At 36.9% G+C, this 17,467-nt stretch carries 12 protein-coding genes; 3 read left to right on the forward strand and 9 right to left on the reverse strand.

Annotated elements, in window-relative coordinates; all coding sequences use genetic code 11:
• Positions 1-61: 61 nt before the first annotated feature.
• The 4 genes from LPA49_RS04355 to LPA49_RS04370 all read right to left on the reverse strand — a co-directional run bounded on the left by LPA49_RS04355 (position 62) and on the right by LPA49_RS04370 (position 8,095).
• Positions 62-3,529, reverse strand: coding sequence for an ATP-binding protein (locus tag LPA49_RS04355; RefSeq protein ID WP_230235665.1), 3,468 nt, complete (start codon positions 3,527-3,529; stop codon positions 62-64).
• A gap of 10 nt (positions 3,530-3,539) precedes the next feature.
• On the reverse strand, positions 3,540-5,822 hold the full coding sequence (locus LPA49_RS04360; RefSeq protein WP_230235667.1) for an ATP-binding protein: 2,283 nt from the start codon (positions 5,820-5,822) through the stop codon (positions 3,540-3,542).
• 9 nt (positions 5,823-5,831) lie between these two features.
• A complete protein-coding gene (locus LPA49_RS04365; protein ID WP_199525425.1) occupies positions 5,832-7,100 on the reverse strand; it encodes a PotD/PotF family extracellular solute-binding protein in 1,269 nt (422 codons plus the stop codon).
• Between the two features lie 71 nt (positions 7,101-7,171).
• Complete coding sequence (locus LPA49_RS04370) at positions 7,172-8,095, reverse strand: diguanylate cyclase (RefSeq protein WP_199525426.1); 924 nt, start codon at positions 8,093-8,095, stop codon at positions 7,172-7,174.
• An 865-nt stretch (positions 8,096-8,960) separates the two neighbouring features.
• On the opposite strand from LPA49_RS04370, the gene LPA49_RS04375 reads away from it, so the two are divergent.
• On the forward strand, positions 8,961-9,380 hold the full coding sequence (locus LPA49_RS04375) for a hypothetical protein (RefSeq protein WP_036968496.1): 420 nt from the start codon (positions 8,961-8,963) through the stop codon (positions 9,378-9,380).
• A 121-nt stretch (positions 9,381-9,501) separates the two neighbouring features.
• Here the strand turns inward: LPA49_RS04375 and LPA49_RS04380 are convergent, their stop codons facing one another.
• The 3 genes from LPA49_RS04380 to LPA49_RS04390 form a co-directional block, all read right to left on the reverse strand.
• Complete coding sequence (locus tag LPA49_RS04380; protein ID WP_036968499.1) at positions 9,502-10,029, reverse strand: hypothetical protein; 528 nt, start codon at positions 10,027-10,029, stop codon at positions 9,502-9,504.
• Between the two features lie 107 nt (positions 10,030-10,136).
• Positions 10,137-10,571, reverse strand: a complete 435-nt coding sequence (locus tag LPA49_RS04385; protein WP_230235682.1) for a GNAT family N-acetyltransferase — start codon at positions 10,569-10,571, stop codon at positions 10,137-10,139.
• A 227-nt stretch (positions 10,572-10,798) separates the two neighbouring features.
• Positions 10,799-12,175, reverse strand: coding sequence for a serine hydrolase (locus LPA49_RS04390; RefSeq protein ID WP_230235684.1), 1,377 nt, complete (start codon positions 12,173-12,175; stop codon positions 10,799-10,801).
• A gap of 221 nt (positions 12,176-12,396) precedes the next feature.
• Here LPA49_RS04390 and LPA49_RS04395 point away from each other — a divergent pair, with 221 nt between their 5' ends.
• Positions 12,397-14,439 carry a winged helix-turn-helix domain-containing protein gene (locus LPA49_RS04395; RefSeq protein ID WP_074988233.1) on the forward strand — a complete coding sequence of 681 codons (2,043 nt, stop codon included), beginning with the start codon at positions 12,397-12,399 and terminating at the stop codon, positions 14,437-14,439.
• 282 nt (positions 14,440-14,721) lie between these two features.
• Entirely contained in the window at positions 14,722-15,141 is a 420-nt protein-coding gene (locus LPA49_RS04400) for a hypothetical protein (RefSeq protein ID WP_036968511.1), read from the forward strand.
• 106 nt (positions 15,142-15,247) lie between these two features.
• Here the strand turns inward: LPA49_RS04400 and LPA49_RS04405 are convergent, their stop codons facing one another.
• Together LPA49_RS04405 and msrA are read right to left on the reverse strand one after the other, a co-directional pair.
• Positions 15,248-16,021 (reverse strand): ABC transporter substrate-binding protein, encoded by a 774-nt coding sequence (locus LPA49_RS04405; RefSeq protein WP_230235706.1) that lies wholly within the window; start codon positions 16,019-16,021, stop codon positions 15,248-15,250.
• 76 nt (positions 16,022-16,097) lie between these two features.
• Entirely contained in the window at positions 16,098-17,324 is a 1,227-nt protein-coding gene (gene msrA / locus LPA49_RS04410) for a peptide-methionine (S)-S-oxide reductase MsrA (protein WP_230235880.1), read from the reverse strand.
• Positions 17,325-17,467 lie beyond the last annotated feature (143 nt).

Genomic DNA, 17,467 nt, shown 5'->3' on the forward strand with positions numbered 1-17,467 from the left:
CTTATCTGGATGCCTGTGCATAACACAGGCATCATTCACACGGGCTCTGTCGTGAGTAATTTCATCTTTCTAGCGATTCTAACCACCCTTTTATCTCAGCCATTAGTTGTGGCAACAGGCGCTCTAGTTGTTGAAGTGTGTCTTTGATTTCGAGGTTTTGCTCGCGTGCTTTTAACTCAATTTCTTCACATAATTTTCTGAGCTTGTCGGCACTCACCTCACCACACATCCCTTTTAAAGCATGCGCAGTTTGATGTACTTCTGCATGATTTTGCACTGCAAATTGCTCTTTTAAATCAGTGAGTTTTTTCGGCGCGTTGATCATAAATATTTGGCATATTCTTTTTAGTAAAGCCTCTTTATTAAGTAACCGTACAAGCGCTTCTTGACGATTCCATAATGACTGTGCTTCATCTACTGTGCTAACGTGTGCTTCTGTTTGCTGTTCATGATCCGATAAAATCCATTTCACAACTTTTGATAGCACATCATCGGCTTTAATTGGTTTGCTAAGATAATCATTCATACCGACTGATAAACATTTTTCTTTTTCGCCAATCATCGCACTCGCAGTCATGGCAATCACAGGTACATTAATAAAAGCGCCACCAGCCTCACCTGAACGTATTTTTTCAGACACTTGATAGCCATTTAAAGTTGGCATCTGACAATCGAGTAGTACACAGTTTACAGGCGCTCCGCTTGCTTCGCTCTGCAATAAATGTTCAATGGCTTCTTGGCCATTGTTGGCCGTGAGTATTTCAATGGGTAGCTCGTCAAGTGCCCCTTTCGCTACTTCTAAGTTAATTTTATTGTCATCGACAATAAGTACCTTACTGCCTTTAATTTGTGATAAACGTTCATTTGAAATTGCGAACTCACCATCACTGTTGTCATGTAATAACGTGTGTGTTTCGTTATCACGCAGCTCAACCCCTGCAACGCGTAATAGGGCTGTTTGTGTAAGGGGTTTACTTATTTTACTCACTTTGCCCGCTTTGCTTTTTGGTATGGAAGTATCAGATTGATGCAATAAGACAACGTGAGTGCTGCTATGTGTTTCATGCAGGTGATCTAAGCTCGTATTATTATTGATTTCTTCGTCGTCTATGATGGCAAAATCAATGTTCTCATCATCGTGTCGGTCTAATTCACTAAGCGATGAAACGCTTACGTGCCCGCCATATAAAACAACCAATTTTTCAATTATTTCTATAATATGTGAATTTTGACTACACACTAAAACATGTTTAGAGGAAAAACATGCCTGCTCTTGCTTTAAGTTTCTTTCACTCGCGCGTGCCTTAATATAAAAGCTAAATGTACTGCCTTGATTTAAAGTTGAATCTAAGTAAATTTCTCCACCCATTGCATGACATAACTGCTTACAGATCGATATTCCTAATCCCGTCCCTCCAAATTTCTCGGTAATTGCACTACTCGCTTGTTGGAATGCACCAAACAGTCGTTTTTGCGAAAGAGGATCAATGCCAATTCCTGTATCTTGTACACTAACCCTTAATTTATATTCATTATTAGCAACATGCTCCGAACTCACTTTAATTTTAATAAACCCTTTTTCAGTAAACTTAATGGCATTACTAATCAGGTTATTAATAATTTGAGTTAGTCTAAGGGGGTCTACTTCTAGCTTATCGCATGAAAGTTCTGTGGTGTCTAAGTACACATCAACCCCTTTATCGAAGGCTCTGACAGCACACGAGCTCACCAAACTTTCAATCAGTAGCAGCGGGTTTATCAACTGAATATTTAAGTCGAGTTTTCCTGCCTCTATTTTCGACAAATCAAGAATATCGTTAATTAATAAGTTTAAGCTTGATGCGCTCAACTCCATCATATCAACAAGCTTGCGTGACTTATCTGTTAGCGCTTCTCGTTTCAAAATATTTAGCGTGCCAATGACACCATTTAATGATGTTCGCAGTTCATGGCTCACATTCGATATAAATGCACTTTTAACCTCGCTGTGTTTAATTGCTTCGTCTTTTGCTTCTGCAAGTGCGTGTGTACGTTTACGCACTTTGGCTTCAAGCTCAGAGTTAAGACGTTTAACTTTAATTTCAGCCTGTTTTTCTTTACTAATGTCTCTAATTATTAAAGCCAAACCACTTAGGTTACTGTGCTCAGAAAAAACAGGACTCACTGAAATTGCGTAATGCGCGATATATTCACCTTGCACGAATGAACACTCGTCCTTTATTTGAGCTCTAGAACTCTGTATTTTTTTTACATAATCATCGATTGGTAAATTAGATAGAAATTCAATTTCCTTACTCGATTTCCCTACTGCCGCTTTACTTGAAATGAGCAATAATCGCTCTGCAGTATGGTTTAAACTGGTCAGATACCCTTTTAAGTTAAGGGCAATAATTGCATCGATAGAACCATCGACAATTGCTGATGCTTCTTGTCTGGTTTCTGCGAGTAATTGGCTTCTAATCGCATTACGATAAAATGTAATTAAAAGAATTGATGTGAAAACAATCACTGCAAATAACAGGCTGTAGGTGATCAAGCGTTTTTCATTGATCAAATTATCAACATATTCTTTAGGTGCAAGTAGGTTAAAATTAACAAAACCATATTTATTACCTGATCTGGTATACAACTTTTCTGAACGTACATAGAACTGTTCTTCTGTATTCGCTTTTGACTTTATTAAATAGATACCGTTGTACTTTATGTTTTCGGTGTAAACAGCCTGCCAATTTACACTGGGATTTAAATCTCTAGAAAATTGATAGCTTTCAAGTGGATGAATAATAAAATCTCCATCAGAGCCACTAATAATAAGTTGTGAGGTATCAAACACTGTTTCTTTAAGGTTATTAAGTAATGTACTGGCATTAACATTCATAATTAAAAAAGCAAAACGCTTACCGTTCTCACTGTATATTGGTATCGAAAACCGAATCATCGGTTTAAAAGGAAATTCAATTTCACCAAACTCACGATTTAAAGACAGTGGTGACATATACACTTGCTTTGGTTCAAGCAACGTACTGGGCAAGAAATAAGGCTCGCCACTTTTAGATTGTAATGAATAATCTGCAGAGGCTTCTACAGATGCGCCAACACGCTGAACACGAATAAGTTCGTTACCTTCAGCAGTCACCGCAATAACACGCACCTGTTCAACGGCGAGGTTATTTTCCATAAAACCAATAAAAATAGTTTCTAATCGCTCTTTCCATTGCTGATAACTAGTGCCATCGTATGGGTCTATTCCATTGTTAAAATGGGCTCTTGGTAAGCCTGAAATTGGCGGGGTTGAATACAAAAACCGTAAATCTGATTTATATTCTGACAGTGTCGTTGTTACAATTTCTTTTAGCCTTTGATTCGTTTCGACGAACTCTTGGTCTATCGAGTCTAAAACATCTTCTTTTACTTGCCCTTCAAAAAAGCTAACGGCGATTGCTATAAAAACAACAAATACTATCGACACTAAAGCAAAGTATGGGTTCAATGAGGCTGCTTTTTTATTTTCTTTTAGTAAAATATTCACTCAGCTCCCCTTACCGTTCATCAGCTGCTTTTGTGCACCATTTCAACAAAATAGCTTTAACGCACTCATAATTAATTGGTTTTGCAATAAAGTCATTCATCCCGGCATCAATACAGCGTTGTTTGTCGGCACTTAATACATTGGCAGTTAAAGCAATGATGGGAGTGTTTTTATAGGAAGGCATCTCTCTGATCCTTAATGTCGCTTGCGGCCCATCTAAGACAGGCATTTGCATATCCATAAGAATGAGATCAAACGCCCGTGTTTCACACTGAAGAATAGCTTGCTCGCCATTATCGGCCATATTGATAGAGCTGATATTAAACTCACTCAACATCGCTTCAATAACGATTTGATTAATTTCGTTATCTTCGACAATCAGCACATTCAGCCAAGAGAAATCAATTGCTTGCTCATGGGGTTCTTGCATGCGGTGTTGTTCACTATAAACAGACTCATTCGCTCGGATAACATTGAGATCAAAATGAAAGTCTGAGCCAACACCATACTCACTTTCAACGTGCAATGAAGTCCCCATTAATTTTAATAGCTTACTAGAAATGGCTAAACCGAGTCCTGTACCACCAAACCGTCGTGTAATTGAGGCATCTGCTTGTGAAAAGGCCTCAAACAAGCTATTAAGCTGTTCCTTCGCTATGCCAATTCCGGTATCTGAAACGTGGAATGTAATGCTAAATTCATCATTAGATAGCTGATGAATACTCACATTTAACGATACACTGCCTCTTTCTGTAAATTTAATTGCATTGCCAATTAAATTAATAAGCACTTGTTTAAGGCGTGTTTCATCTCCCAAAAATATAAAATTGGGGTCCTCAGGCAACACTGAAATAAACAGTTCGACTTGTTTATTATTAGCTTGCGCTTTAAATAAATGCGTTAGCCCATCGAGTAATAAGTTTAATGCTATTGGCTGTTCTTCCAGTTCAATTTTTGAGGCTTCGATTTTACTTAAATCTAAAATATCATTGATAATTACTAATAAGCTCGCACCTGAAGAGTGTATGATGGCCAACATTTTTTCTTGTTCTGCATTTAATGGTGTACGACTCAATTGACGTGCCATACCCAAAATACCGTTCATAGGCGTTCGTATTTCGTGGCTCATATTCGCCAAAAATTCTGACTTAACTTTAGTGGTATGTTCGGCGGTTTGTTTGGCATCTGATAAATCTTTACTTAAAATTCTGAAGCTATCTGCCGCTTTTGCAAGTACACCTATTTCATCTTTTCTATGTAAGTCATAAATTGGTGCAGATAAATCGCCATTAAGAAAGTGTTTAAAGCTCACCGTAAGGCGTTTAATAGACTTGGAGATCTGCAAATGGAAAAAAGCAGACAAGGCAATAATGTAAATTAACACTCCCCACGCGAGTAGCTTTAAAATACGCTCTGTTTTAGAAACTGTTTTTTCTGCTTCTTCCTTGATACGGCTTAACCTTGTTAATGATTGCTCTCTTAGTTCATTTGCTAAAGTACTAAATTCAATTGCGTCACCGGCCATTACAACATTGACTAAACTTAAATAATTGCGATTTGCTTGAATACTCCTCGCAAATGCCTGACTATAAGTATCTGCCATTTTTGAAAGTTGGTTAATTTCAGAGCGGTATTCACTTTTTTGAATATGCACAGAGGCATTTAATTTCGTCGAAATCATTCGTAAAGCATCGTTAACTGACGCTCTTTTTGCATAATCTTTTTTGGTTAAAAACAAATACGCATCTCGATGCAACGAATGCCACAGATTGAGATACTCAGAAATAAATAACTTTTCTTCAACAGTGGTTACTTTTCGCATTAAGTTATCAAGGTGTGTCGTTGCATCAGCGTAAATTCGGGGTAATTCTTTTTCTGTCAATGTTGCTCTTATTTCGTAGCGCTTGGTCAAGACCTGTAAATTCTCGCCGTACCTCTTTACTAGTTCAGACATGGCGTTGAGGTAAATTTGACTCTCATTCTCTTCATTTTTAAGCTCAACATCGCTTAGACGTGTTTTGATACTTTGAAAATTTTCGACGATTTTTTCAAACACAGCACTGCTTCCACTCCCGCCATACACAGAGATATCGCGTTGCATTTCGACTATGTCTTTATTGATCCTAAGAATACTGACAGCGTAATTACTGATTCGGCTTATATCGTTAAAAGCAACCTCTATTGTATTTAGGCGTTTATTCATAACGTAGTAACTGGCGCTCATAGCAAGTAAAATTAGCATCAACGCTAATAACATTTTTGCAGCAACAGAGCGTGAGAAAATATTCGACAAGGCAGTTCCTTAAGAATTAAGCAGTTCAAACCACTTATCTAAACTGTAATCATAATTTGGCATGACGGTATTCCAAACCGCGATATTAGAAAAGCGCTTAATGTAGCTGCCTCCATCCCTTACCTGCCCAGCTTTAACAGAGATTTTTCCATCAGTGCCTGTTAAGTCTGTCACCGCTTCTTTACCTTGATACCAGTAATTCCACTCTGGTATAGACATAAGAGGCTGACTTCGTTCTGGGTTAGAAATGTAATAGCCCTGACGCGCTATAAATGCACCGGGATAGCCTGACAACCACCAGTTCATGTAATCGTACGCTGCATCTTTTACATGCCCTTGCGTATTGGCCGATAAACACATAACCCCATGCCAAGCACGATAACCTTCTTTGGGTGAAGCATACACAACAGGGATACCTTGTCCTCTGCATGCACTTACTCCCGGTGAAAACATACTTTGAATAGTCACACGGTTAGTTTTCATAAAGTCTATCGACTGTGGAACCGATGTCCAAAATCCAGAGAAGTGACCCTGCCTTTTTTTCTCGAGCAAAATTTTAAACAGCTGATCAATTTCTGTAATACTCATACTTCCTAAGTCATTGAAACTCATCAGCCCTTGGGCCTGAACAGCAAGTGCGGCGTCAAAAATACCTATGGTGGGCGCATTAACTAATCCTACTTTCCCTTTATTTTTCTCGTCGAGCAACCATGCCCACGATTCGGTTTCATAGGGAATACCTTGCTCAATAAATTGCGTGTTATAGCCAAAGGAATCAACATTGTGAACATACGGCATATAACTGATTTTTTTGCTAGGCGTCGTACCGAGACGACCATCAGGCTGAACATACAAAAGCTTATTGGGTGAATCCCCCGCCCCTATTTTTGCTTCAGGTATTACACGCCCGGTTTTAGTTAGTGGGTTAATTTCGTTCCAATAAATAAGCCTATCAATATCTAATGGCTGGATAGCCCCAGCTTGCCACAAAATATTAATTGAATCAGACCACTGTTCGTACAAATCAAAAGAACTTGGATCCGCTGCCGCCTTTTGTAAAACAGCAGCACTGCCCATTGGAGTAAATTCGATATTAATGCCAAGCTCACGCATTGCTCGTTGACGTAACTCTTCTTGCAAGGTGACATGTGTGCCCATCACTCTCAAAGTGACAGTGTTTTTTGCAAAAACATACGGTGCTTTAAATGCCAGTGTTGAAGCAGCGACTCCCACACCCATTTTTTTTAGAAAACATCGACGGTCTTTTAAGTTAGCCATACATATTCACCTAGTAAATAAGCAACTATGAGTATAGATGAAATTTTTAACGTTAAAATCTGATTATTTCATCAGTCAATTGCATGTAATTTAAAGCAATTTCTACCCGCATTTTTTGCTTCATATAATGCTTCGTCAGCTAATGAGACAAGTTCATCAAACTGTTTCATCTCTTGGTGAGAATACACAACTCCCCCGATACTGACTGACACCCTATTTAAAGAAGATTCTTCGTGACGAATATTTTCGCTCGCTAGTTCATGATTAATTCGCTCGCAGACTTGCTTTACTCCATCAAAATCTGTGTAAGGTAAGAGCACAAGGAACTCTTCTCCTCCATATCGTACAACCGTATCTTGCGGGCGTTTAACTGAACGATTTAATACCTCAGCAATCTTTTTAATACATACGTCGCCTTGTGGATGGCCATAATGGTCGTTATAACGCTTGAAATGATCGATATCTAACATCAGTAGGCTAAAAGCTCTTTTGTCACGTATAGCTTGCTTAAAAACATTAGAGACCTCTAAGTCTAGGTAATGGCGATTAAACAAACCTGTTAGAGAGTCTTTGTATGTCAATTCAACTAGCTTTTCGAGGCGAAGTTTATTCTCAATATGATTCTTCGTGCGGTGTATTAATGTTGAAGCAGTGATGGGTTTTCCAATGAAATCTGTTGCTCCGGCTTCCCAACAGGCATTTTGTGAATCGGTATCGTAGGTCGATGTAATAAAAACAATAGGTACATTTTCAAAGGCGTGATCGTCTTTTATTTGCCTACATACATTTAACCCATTGATATCAGGCAAATTCACATCTAACAAAATTAAATCAGCAGTGTTTTCTTTACAGTATTCTAAGACACTATTTCCAGCGCTAAATGGTAAAACAGTAAAGTGCTCTTCTAATATTGTTTCAAGTGTAAGTCTGATCATTTCATCATCATCAACTACAAGTATTTTACATTCTGACAATGGTTTTAGAGTTAAAGGCATATAAATTCTTCATCTTTATTATTGTTTAGTTTCGCTTTGCAGCAGCTCTTTAAGGCATAATCGCTTACTAACTTACCTTGTAACTTTTGAAAACATACTATTCATGAGAAGGTCACTTTAGTATGTTATTAATTCTGCAACTAACTGTTAGTTCAATAAGTTTTAACAGTAATTATAGTCAAAGCACTATTTAATGCTTAACTATTTTTCATTATTTGTAGTATAAAAGAATGATGGCTATTTATTGCATGCGCCATGCACTTAAACATAAGGTCATTACAGTGAATAGATAGCTAATCCTGTCATGAAGTGGGTTTATCATATCGTTTTTGTTTTTTACGTTGTTCGTGCTTTGCTTTAGCCACATTTTCAAATACAGGGGGAGGAATATGAAATAGCGAAAGAAGTGGGAATATTGGCCATAAATATGCCCCTTTTGGCATCTTTTTAGCCCAGAGTACCAGCTTAAAGAGCAGTTTAAACAATACATTTAAACAATACAGTTCCGCCACACAGTGTACTAATAACAACCCGTGCTATCGTGATTAAATCCATTTACCTTTCCATTAATAACCTTTAAAAGATAAATGGGGACAATGCTACTTTTTTAAATGTATTTAATTATTAAACATAAAAACGAAGAGTATAATTTTTTTGATACTGCCCCCTCCTGATACAGCTTAAGCCTTGCAGCAACACTATTCTTAGCATGAGAGCCTCACTTTTCAAGCCTTTTATTCGACTAAAGTCTATAGGTTAAATTTATTCACCTATTGGGTGTTTTTTTATCGTTTGTTCGATTTTCCTCTCTCAACTAAAGTTGAATTGTCGGTAATAAATGCCGACTCTAACAGAGGAAAAAATTATGTTTAGTACACTTATGAAACGCGTTGCACTTAGCTCTTTATTAACTTGCTCAGCGATGGCAGTGGCTGATCAGGGTGACTACAAATTAATGGTGATTGACCAATCTACAACACTTGCAGAACAAAGCAATCAATACGAATTAGCATTTAATCAGTGCGCATTGAGCGTTAAAGAAAAAGACTTTGCGGCAGCCGAAGCACTCTGCTCTAAAGCAATTAACTTGCTAACGACAAGTAAAGTCCCTGGTCATAAACGTCGTGAATTAACATCATTTGCATTAAGTAACCGTGGCGTTGCACGTATTATGTCTGAAAACGAGACAGCCGCATTATCTGATTTCTATGAAGCCGTGCAGATTTCAAGTAACGATTTGGTAGAGCACAACTTAACTCGAGCCAAACAGAACTTAGCATTGTAAGTTCATCCGCATTATTTCATGAAACCCAGCTTAGGCTGGGTTTTGTCGTTTATGTACTGATCATTTTATGCTTCTTTCAAATTCGAGTAGCAATCTAGAAATTAAGCTAACGAAGCTTACCTTAAGCTTCAGACAATGCTTGTTTGTAACTTAAATCAAAATGTTTGAGCAACTGATTCAGGTAGTTCAGATTTATCTGGTTAGGTTTAAAGCTTTGTCCCTTTTCAATATTTGCTATGTGTTGTTTTAGCTTTTCTTTATCTTTATTCCAAAAAGCAATGTTTCCTAACACAAAGTCATTCCAATACATTTTTGAACCACTTAGCTCTTCATCGGGGTCCAATACTTTTTTTGCGTGAAAAACAGCTTGTTGATAATCACCAGCTAGCCCTTCCATTTGAGCTAAATGCCACGTTAACGAGCTTTCTTTTGAATTATTGTGAGAGATAAAACGTTTTATCAGAATTGCGGCTTCAGCATGGCAACCTGATTTTTCTAACAATCTAAACCCAGCATCGTATGTCTGATCAAATTGTTGGTATGTGAGGTTCAAATCGTCTTTTAACCTTTCTTCAAGCGCTACTTTACAATCAGCAAAAGCAAGATTTGATGTAAATAATAACCCGATAGATAAAATTCCTGTTTTCATAATTCTGTCCTTAATTATACTAGTGCCTTATAAGATAACACTGCAATCAAACGCTAAGTTCACCACAAACTAAAAGTAGTTGGTTCCATGTAACCTTTAAATTGTTGTTATTTCTCTAGCTCATGGTAAACATTTGGATTCCAAATTTGCATGAACATCTCTGGATTCTTAATTGGTTGAAAACCATATTGCGCGTACAAACCATGCGCATCTCTTGCTGCCAATACCATACGCCTTAAGCCTTGAAGCTCTGGGTGAGAGACTATGCTCTCAACAAGCCACTTGCTCAAACCTTTGCCTCGATGACTCTCTACTATGAATACATCAGCAAGATAGGCAAATGTTGCTTTGTCTGTTATGAGGCGGGCAAAACCTATTTGATAATCATGGCTATCATAGACACCAAAACAAAATGAGTTTGAAATGGCTGTTTCTAGCGTCTGCCTTGGTATTCCGGACGCCCAATAGCTTTTTGAAATAAAACCGTAAATTACTTCAAAATCGAGGTAATTTTTATCCGTGCTGATTTTATATCCTTGCACCAGTATTCCTTTGTGATGTTAACACCTGTTATTTAAGAGGATTAGTTTTAACAAAGTTACTAAATGATTGCTACATATATAATTAAAACGCATTTTTAACATGATATAGCCTACTGACACGAACACTACCACAACGTAAAACCATTACATTGTTATTAAATTTAACAATAATAGATTTGCAGGTTGTTTATAAGGGGCTTTAATACGCCCCTATTTTTAATGAATTTTTACAAACGCTTTATGAGTTGATCTACTTTTGCCACAACAGGCCATGCTGAAGATTGAAAATTCCCCAAAACAACTAGAATATAGCCTTTTTCTTGATACATATTTAACCTTGCTGTCATGCCTAAATGGGACCCATTATGACCAACAGTTGTATTCCCTGCTGAACTTCTCACAGAGAAACCATATCCCCAGTTTGGTGCATTTAGCTCAGGTTTTGCTGATAAGGCTTTATTAGAGAGTTCACGGCTTACTAGTTGAGCATTTTGCATTGCCATGGCGAATTTGTGTAAATCGCCTACAGTTGAATAACCTCCGCCTGCAGGTCCCCCTTTTACCGATTGAAACATCAAATTTTCAGTTACTTGACCAGTTTCGACAGAAAACCAATAATTACGGGCAGTATTTTTGACAGGCACATCTAAGTCATAACTTCCGCTTTGTTGCATGTTAGCTTTTTTATATACATTTTCGTTTATGTAATCATAGTAATTTTCACCAGTTACATTCTCAATCACCTGACCAAGTAAAACCATACCCGTATTGCTGTAACGCCATTCAGTTCCCGGTTCAAATGTAGCATCAATTGAACTGTATAAATGTTGGATACCTTTAAGAGACCGCACCTTATTTTGTATCTCGTCATACCCAGAAATATTACCAATCCCTGATGTATGGCTTAATAAGTGTCGAATCTTAATTTTGCTAAAATCACCTTTCCCTAAAATGCTTTTATCAATAAATTTAGTGAGCGGATCATCAAGCGATACTTTGCCAGCTTCTATTAGCTGTAAGATAGCGACGCTAGTAAACATTTTGTTCATTGAGCCAATTTGAAACTTAGTTTCTAAGTTATTTTTCACATCATAGCGACGTGAAGCAAAGCCATATGCAGCGCTGAACAAAATGTCATTATTTTTAGCAAGTAATACCGTGCCAGAGAAACTACCTCTTTGCGCCAGTTTATCAGTATAGATTTTGATCTCTTCAATAAATTGTGACTCAGTTAAAGAGCCTTTTGAACCTTGGTTTTGTGGAGTTTCTTCGATAGACCACCCTGTTATTGCTTGTAATTGGTCATCATTAAAAAATAACACTACTTGATGCTGCATATCTGTATTCTTTGAATAAACTTTACTGATATGACGGATGCGATTAGTTGACGTATCAAGTTCTGTAGAAATAACACTCAACTCTCCATGAAAAAGCGCTACATTCATCGAATACCCAACATAACGGTCTTTACCTTTACCCTCCCAGCGTGCAAGAGAATTTGGCGAGAAGTTCTTTACTACAAATTTTTCGATCTCATCTAAATTTTTAGTGTTTAAAACCGTAATAAATTGACTTGCCAATTTGTTATAGTCTACCTCTTTCATTGCGTGTGCTTTATGGCTAATAAAACACATAAAAAATATGAGCATTAGTAAATATCGCTTCACTTTACATTCCTTTTATTGTTTATTGAATAATATGGCGCTTGGCCTTTCGATACTTTTACTTTTACGCATAACAAAAAGCGATGAAGTAGTGATTAAGAAAAGCTTAAGAAAACATTAAGCTGAAAATAACTAATAATAACAAATGGATAACTATCAACTTGAGTGAAAGTAAATTATCAAAACAATTTTTTCTTAATGACTCTTTAGTTAATTTTGAGACTGGCGAAATTCAAACAGATGGTAAAGTTGTTGTTTTAGAGCCTAAGGTGATGGCACTTCTTGAAGTATTTTCGCAAAAACCACATCAAGTGTTATCAGCCGAAATGCTTTTTGCTAATGTTTGGCCACAAGCTATTTACAGCCCTAATTCAGTTCGCAGAAATATTGCTTTGTTAAGACAAGCGTTATCCGATGAAGAAAAGCACATTATAAAAACACACCCAAAACGGGGCTATAGTCTCGAGGCTGAAATACGTTTTTCTGATGAAAAAACGAGCACTCCATTAACAAAAATACATCAGATAAAAAATACAAAACTAGCACTCTTAATTATCCCTGCTTTGTTTATCATTATCTTCCTTTTCAATTTCCTTAACGAAGATAAACACATTTCTTTAGAAGATCTTAAGCCTATTACTGCAAGCAATGAAAAAGAGCGTTACCTACAAGTTAGTCCTGATGGGCGTTTCATGGCTTACATACAAAATACCAATCGTCCTAATAAGCGAAGGCTTTTAATCAAAGATTTACTATTAAATTCATATAAAGAATTAAGTACAGACTTAAAAGCGTTCACCTACCTTGCATGGGATACAGATGCAAATACGCTTGTATATTCGTTTCAAGATGAAGGGAGTATTTCATTCAATCGACTGCAATTAGATACAGAAGCGAACGTGATCAGCGAAGAAAAACTCTTTTCTCGTACAGATATAACTTGGAACAGCTTGTTTTTTATAGATGAACAAGAAAACCTTTTCTATTTAGCAAATCAAAACAGTTCCGAACACAGCCGTAATGTAAGCCTATATCGACATAACTTGATTACTGGCCATTCTTACGAAATTCTTCAACCAAGTGATGATTTCAAGCCCTACAAGCTCGCTTTATCACCTAACCAGAAACAATTAGCGATAATTGGCTTCAATGAAGATGCAATCTCGGAGGTAAAACTATTAAATTTATCGAGTTTTAACCTTGAATCAGTCGGTGAAATTGATCATAACTGGCACTTTATGACTTGGTTTAACGATGGTGAGTCTTTGTTATTGAGTAATGGCAGTGAGTTAAAACAACTTGAATTAAACGGCCAATTAACGACTCTTTATTTTAAAAGCTATAACTTTTTGATTTATCCACAAATCGTTAAGGACAAACTGTATTTTATTGAGGCTAAGTCTGATCAAGATATTTTGATTAGCGCTTTAGATTCACTCTCTACTCCTATAAAAATCGTAAACTCTAATACCATTGATAAAGAAGCTGCACTTTCACCTGATGAAAAACTCATCGCCTACATGTCAATGAAAAATGGACTTCCACAACTTTTTATTAAACATATTGAGACTGAAGAAGAACAATTATTGTTCGTTAACACTGAGCAAGAATATGCTTTATCAAAACCAATATGGGACCCCTCTGGAACACGTATCGCAAGCAGTATAAATAACAAACCATTTCTTATTAAGCTAGAGGAAGACCAGTTCGCAATCGAATGGTTAAATGGAATCATTGGGTATCCAATCGGGTGGTATAGACAGTCAGATGCTATTTTGTTTGTTGATAAGAACACTCACAATGATGAAATAGTTAAATTTGATTTAGTTACTGACGAAATAGTGTCATTAAAAACGCAATTGAAAGATAAAGATATTTTTTTAAATCATAACGACGAATTACTTAGTTTTTCAAGTGGCCAAGTAATGACTGCTTCTGGTACCAATCTAATTGATAATACGCATTTTATTTCAAGCATTTACCCAATTAAAAATGGCTTCTATCTTCAATACAAAGAAAACGACTCTAGGACAATGAATTTTTACGATTATGAACTTGGTGTTCAAAATTTAAGTATTGATTTTGAAAAGTTTTGTGCGGATTTATGTAGTCAAATAACTGCTATAAGCGGTAATACTATCTTACTCAAAGAACAAACTGATACAGCAGATATTTTAGTTTTGCATATTACATTAAATAAATAGCTTCAATCATAACTAGCTGATCTAGAGTATGTGTTTTCAACCAAACTGATCACATCAGTACATAAATAGCATTCACATAACAAAGCTTATTGTGTTTGAAAGTAATTTTCAGACACTCTCCTCTCTAATTTTCACTACTAAATCGCTGAGAATTGAGTAATTACTCTATAGATTAAATTTCTTCATCTATCAGTTTTAATTTAATCGTTTGTTTAACTTATAGGAATATTTTAAAGTTCACTCGTTGGCAAGAAACACCAACTTAACCAAAGGAAATCTATCATGTTTAAAACACTTGTAACCACTATTGCACTTAGCTCTTTATTAACTTGCTCAGCGATGGCAGTAGCCAACCAAGCTGATTATAAACTGATGGTTATCGAGCAAGCTCACTCTTCAAACGACGTAAACAGCACATACGAAAATGCTTTCAACCGTTGTGCATTGAGCGTAAAAGAAAAGAATTTTTCAGAAGCTGAAAGCCTGTGTACCGAGGCAATTTCACTTCTTAGTACAAGTAAAGTACCAGGATACAAACGTCGCGAATTAACTTCGTTTGCATTAAGTAATCGTGGTGTTGCACGCATCATGTCAGAAAACGATACTGCAGCTCTTTCTGATTTTTATGAAGCAGTTCAAATTTCTAAAAACGAACTTGTAAATCATAACTTAACTCGCGCAAAGCAAAACTTAGCGTTGTAAAGTTACCCCACCAAATTGTTGTCGAAAGCCCGGTTCTTGTGTGTTCTGACCGGGCTTTTTTTCGCGCCTGATTTACATGATAAACCAATAAGCAAACTGTAACCCCCTATTGGCCGATACTAAATTTCTCTTTCAGTTCTTGAATTTCTTCACTATACGTAGCTAAAAATTGGTTAAACTGAGTAATAATCTCTGGATGATTAATCGTCGATACATGAAAGTCTTGTACATCTACACCGAGCAATTCATGGAAGTAGACATCGGTCGTTACATTTAACTTTTCCCGTAATTTATAGTTAAGAACATCCCGCGAGATATAAATACAATTTATTCGGTTCAATAAAAGCAAAGAAATAAGCTCCGTTGTATCAGCAGTTTCGATAACGGCAATTCCCTCTTTTTCAAAATATGCTTTAAAACGTTGTGAGGTGAAACCACGCACTTTACCAAACCGGGTGCAATCAGATAATTGTGTATCAGGATTAAGACTCGCAATACCGGTTACAGTTGTTAGAAAAGGCTTTGAATAGACTATTTGCTTGGTTTTTGTGTAGATATCTTTAAAACTTTTTTGCCATTGCGGGTTATCTGGGTATTTAAAATCAAGGTAACTTTGCGTAATAAAATCTTTATAAAGGCGGTTTAGAGGCGTTGGGTAAAACACTATATTATAGTCGTATTTACGACCGAATAATTTTAATAACTGTGCGCTGTATCCAGTGAACCGTGAGTTATTGTTATCGCTCCCTTCGTAATAAGGTAGATATTCAATGTTCTCTACGCCAACTACATACGAGGCTCTTTCTGCGCATAATAACTGCAACGAAAATAAGCTTATTACTACAACAGCACTCAAACCACTTATTAGATTTATTTTCACATTTCAAACGTCACTTTTGGGCATACACACAAGCTTAGGCTAAAAAATGACTTTGAACTAATAGCATATCGATATTTTACTCTGCTGGAACAAATTCAAGCACTGTTGCATTAATACAATACCTATCTTTGCCTTGTGGGCCTTCACCTGGGAATAAATGGCCTAGGTGGATCCCTGAACTTTTCGATTTTAATTCAATACGCTGCATACCATAACTGTTATCTTCGTGCATGGTGACGCTGCCTTTAACGGCTTGGGTAAACGATAACCAACCTGTACCAGAATTAAAGCGATCTCGGGTATTAAATAATGGGGCACCACTGAGTTTATCAATAAAAACCCCCTCTGGCGTATTTTTAAAAATATCATATTGCTTACAATATGGACTGTCGGTACGAGCATGAAATGCAACCCTAAACGCCTCACTGTCACCCAACTTAAACGCACCGAGCGCTTTGTAAAATTCATCTTTACTTACATACCCTTGACGGCCATACACTTCTTCACCATTTTCTATAAACAATAAAGTTGGCGTTGCCCAAGTTGGGGTCTTAATTGTCAGCCCATCGAGTTCATCGGCATAACGAAAGGTCATGGGAATAGTACCTTGGTAGTTATTGGCAACTTCTTTTTTGAACTTTTCACAGTATGGGCAATACCCTTTCGCATCAATAACCACAATCTGTTTATTTGTCAGTAAGGCACTATTATCAACGTTGGGTTTGTTGGTTGAATCAAATACCACGCCTGTTGAATGATCAGGACAATACCCATTCGGGTTTTTCTTTAAATAATCTTGGTGATAATTTTCTGCTGCGTAAAATTTCTTGAGCGGCTTAATTTTTGTGACAATTGTTCCGTAGCCTGCGGCCGTTAACTTTACTTGGTACGTCTGTTTTAATTCAATGGCTGTTTGTTGCTGCTGTTCGTTGCTGGTAAGAATTGTAGAACGGTACTGTGTACCAACATCATTACCTTGGCGATTAAGCTGCGTAGGATCGTGATTCTCAAAATAGTGCTTAAGGAGGCTTTCTGTGGTTATTTCATTGCTGTTATAAGTGACTTTTACCACTTCAGCATAGTTATTGTCGTCGAAACGACGTGATTGACGGGTAATATTTTTATACGTTGCTTTAAATCCCTCACCATCTGCATAGCCTGATACAGCATCAATTACCCCATCCAGTGCTTCGAAGCGTTTTTCAGCCCCCCAAAAGCAGCCAGAGCCAAGTACAATAGTTTCAATATGCTGCGTGGCGTTTTGCATGGTGTCTTGTGAATACACTTTACTTGCAGTCATCATGGCACTACTGGTCAGTAATATCAGTAACATTGACTTAATTGTCATACTAATTTCCTCATTAAAGCCTGTATATTTAAAAGACCGGCGAGTTTAATAAATCATTTCACCTTAAACGCGTCTAAGCTGTGATTCACCGCTAACAA

The organism is Pseudoalteromonas sp. MB41 (assembly GCF_020966275.1).
Taxonomy (GTDB): Bacteria; Pseudomonadota; Gammaproteobacteria; order Enterobacterales; family Alteromonadaceae; genus Pseudoalteromonas; species Pseudoalteromonas lipolytica.

What these genes read in the sequence shown, in the direction of transcription:
- LPA49_RS04365 (WP_199525425.1), bottom strand. Translation starts at nt 7,100, where the DNA reads ATGGCTAACTTAAAAGACCGTCGATGTTTTCTAAAAAAAATGGGTGTG.
- LPA49_RS04370 (WP_199525426.1), bottom strand. Translation starts at nt 8,095, where the DNA reads ATGCCTTTAACTCTAAAACCATTGTCAGAATGTAAAATACTTGTAGTT.
- LPA49_RS04375 (WP_036968496.1), top strand. Translation starts at nt 8,961, where the DNA reads ATGTTTAGTACACTTATGAAACGCGTTGCACTTAGCTCTTTATTAACT.
- LPA49_RS04380 (WP_036968499.1), bottom strand. Translation starts at nt 10,029, where the DNA reads ATGAAAACAGGAATTTTATCTATCGGGTTATTATTTACATCAAATCTT.
- LPA49_RS04390 (WP_230235684.1), bottom strand. Translation starts at nt 12,175, where the DNA reads ATGAAAGAGGTAGACTATAACAAATTGGCAAGTCAATTTATTACGGTT.
- LPA49_RS04400 (WP_036968511.1), top strand. Translation starts at nt 14,722, where the DNA reads ATGTTTAAAACACTTGTAACCACTATTGCACTTAGCTCTTTATTAACT.
- msrA (WP_230235880.1), bottom strand. Translation starts at nt 17,324, where the DNA reads ATGATGACTGCAAGTAAAGTGTATTCACAAGACACCATGCAAAACGCC.